The organism is Streptomyces torulosus (assembly GCF_001419765.1).
Classification (GTDB): Bacteria; Actinomycetota; Actinomycetes; order Streptomycetales; family Streptomycetaceae; genus Streptomyces; species Streptomyces torulosus.
Genome location: NZ_LIRK01000081.1, coordinates 1 through 2,561, shown reverse-complemented (window position 1 = coordinate 2,561; position 2,561 = coordinate 1). Strand labels below are relative to the sequence as shown.

The window sequence follows — 2,561 nt, the reverse complement described above, 5'->3', positions numbered from 1 at the left end:
GGGCCGTCCAGCCGCGCCCGGACCGCCTTGGCGAGCCCGGCAAATGAGCCGTCGTGGATCGGGCGGCGCACGGCCGCGCGGGTCGACCGGGGCCGCCTCGGCCACCGGTGTCCTCGGCCGGGTACGGGCCGCGCTGCTGCCCGCCCGGTCCGCCGCCGAGCGGCGCAGGCTGACCGCCGGGCTCGCCAAGGCGGTCCGGGCGCGGCTGGACGGCCCCATGGGGGTGCGGGAGTTGGGGGCGGCGCTGTGCGCGGAGATGAGCGCGCGGCGCGGCGGGCGGCCGGTGGAGCTGCGGTTCGAGCGGTTCCCGGACGAGATAGAGGTGACGGGGCTGTGGATGGAGTTCCCCGACTTCGACCTGGTGATCGTCGAGGAGCGGGCCGCTCCCGTCCAGCAACTGGTGATCCTGGGGCATGAGTTGTGGCATCTGCACACCGGGCACAGCCACCACCGGGTGCCGGGCGCGGACGCCGCCGCGTTCGCGCTGTCCGGTGGGCCGGGCTGGCCCGGGTCCGCCCTCGGGGTCGCCGCGCGCAACGGCTCGCATGCCTCGGCCGAACAGGAGGCCGAGGACTTCGGCCACCGGCTCGCCACCGTCCTGCGCCCCTGGGTGGACACCGGGCACGGCGGCCCCACGGGTCCGGCCCCCGCCGGTCCGACCCCTGACACGCCGGCCCCTGACAGCCAGGCTCCTGGCGCCCCGGCCCCCGCCGTTCCGGCCGACCGGGCGGACTCGGTGCGGCAGGCCCTCCAGGCGTCCCTCGGCTACCGCGGGCCGCGCGGATGAGGGGGGCCACCGTGTCCGCGGCCACGACCGGTGCCATGAGCCCCGCAGACTTCTTCGGCGGGCTGTACATCTCGTTCTGGATCCCCACGGCCGTCCTGACGGCCGCGCTGGTGATCAAGCTGCCCAGCATCGTGAAGCTGTGGAAGGACCCGCTGCTGCGGGCGGTCGGCGGTCTGCTGCTGCTCGCGTGCAGCGTGTTCCTGTTCGCCGTACCGTCGGTGATCGCCTGGACCAACCGGGTCGTCGGCGTGCCGAACGTCGCCGCGCCCTGGGTGTACTCGCTGATCACCGCGTACTGCGCGGCCTGTCTGCTGCTCATCGTCGCCTGGCGCAACGGCCCGGCGGACCGCTCCCCGACGACCCGCCGCGCCATGCGCTGGGTCGTCAGCGTGTACGCGGCGGTGATCGTGGTCCTGTGGGTGCTGTTCGCGCTGGCGGACGTCCCCCAGGAGCGGCTGCGCGACCTGGACACGTACTACGCCACCACGCCCTTCATGCGCGAGGAGATCCTCCTCTACCTCGCCGCCCACACCGCGGCCTGCCTGATCACCTGTCATCTGATCCGCAGCTGGGTCCGCACCCAGGGCCTGGACCTGTGGCTGCGCGGCGGTCTGAAGGCGCTCGGCATCGGCTACGCGCTCAATCTGGTGTACGACGCCTCGAAGCTGACGGCGCTGGTCGCCCGCTGGACGGGCCACGACCTGGACTGGCTGAGCACCCATGTGGCGCCGCCGGTGGTGGCCGTGGCGGCGATCTTCATCGCGGTCGGGTTCATCCTGCCGCACGGCGGCCAGTACCTGCACGAACGCTGGCGGGTCCGGGTGAGCCACTGGCGGCTGCGGCCCCTGTACCTGCTCACCCGGAGCGTCAGCGGCTCCGGGGTGCCGTTCGCCCTGCGCGCCACGGCGGAGCTGCGCCTCACCCGCCGCGAGACCTTCATCCGCGACGCCCTGCTCCAGCTGACCCGCCACTTCGACGACGATCTGCATCGCCGTGCCTACGCCGGGGCCCTCGCCCTCGGTCACGGTCCCGGCCGGGCACGGGCGCTGGCCGCCGCGGTGACGATCCAGGACGCGCTGGCCGCTCGGAAGGCGTCGCCCGCCCCAGGGCCGCCTGCCGTCTCCCTGACGTCGGGCCCGTTGATCTTCCCCGACCTCACGGCCGGTCCGGGCCGCACGGCCTACCCCGAGTTCACCGTCTCCTCCGACCTCACCGACCTCCTCCAGGACATCGACGCCGTCTCCCGGGCGCTGCGCCGCCCCGCGGAGATCGAGGAGGTCCGCACCCTCGCGACCGGCCAGACCGGATCGGCAGGCTCGGCGGGTCCCGTCGCCCCCGCGGACCCGGCGGCCTCCGCCACCGAGAGCAGCGTGTCCGCGCACGAGTGACGGCCCGCCGGCCCACCGAGGTACGGGTGGGCCGACGGGCCGTCTACGGACGTGCGGTGCCGACGGGCCGTCTAGTGCTGTGACCGGAAAGGTTCACCGGCTCGCGACGCCCGGCACGGCACCTCGCGGCGTTGTCGCATGACCCGAGTACATCCAGTACGCGGGTCATGCTCCGCCTTGCGAGGCACCGCACCGGACGCCGCGAGCTTTCCGGCAAACCTTTCCAGTCACAGCACTGGCCAGCGGGCCCACGTCACGTCCTCATGTTTTCTCACCGTATTCGCTTGCTTGGAGCCCACTCCAAGGTTTTAGCGTGGAGGGCATGACGGTGATGGAGACCACGAGTACCACCAGTACTGCCAGTGCCGACAGTTGTGCCGGACCGC

Annotated in this window: 2 protein-coding genes; both read left to right on the top strand. The window is 73.3% G+C overall.

The genetic code is table 11. The annotated features are described in order from the left end of the window. Nucleotides 1–43: 43 nt before the first annotated feature. A complete protein-coding gene (locus AOK23_RS44590) occupies nucleotides 44–787 on the top strand; it encodes a toxin-antitoxin system, toxin component (protein ID WP_079049345.1) in 744 nt (247 codons plus the stop codon). Nucleotides 788–822: 35 nt separating this feature from the next. Then, on the top strand, nucleotides 823–2,175 hold the full coding sequence (locus AOK23_RS06925) for an MAB_1171c family putative transporter (protein ID WP_055711860.1): 1,353 nt from the start codon (nucleotides 823–825) through the stop codon (nucleotides 2,173–2,175). Nucleotides 2,176–2,561 lie beyond the last annotated feature (386 nt).

What these genes read in the sequence shown, in the direction of transcription:
- AOK23_RS44590 (WP_079049345.1), top strand. Translation starts at nt 44, where the DNA reads ATGAGCCGTCGTGGATCGGGCGGCGCACGGCCGCGCGGGTCGACCGGG.
- AOK23_RS06925 (WP_055711860.1), top strand. Translation starts at nt 823, where the DNA reads ATGAGCCCCGCAGACTTCTTCGGCGGGCTGTACATCTCGTTCTGGATC.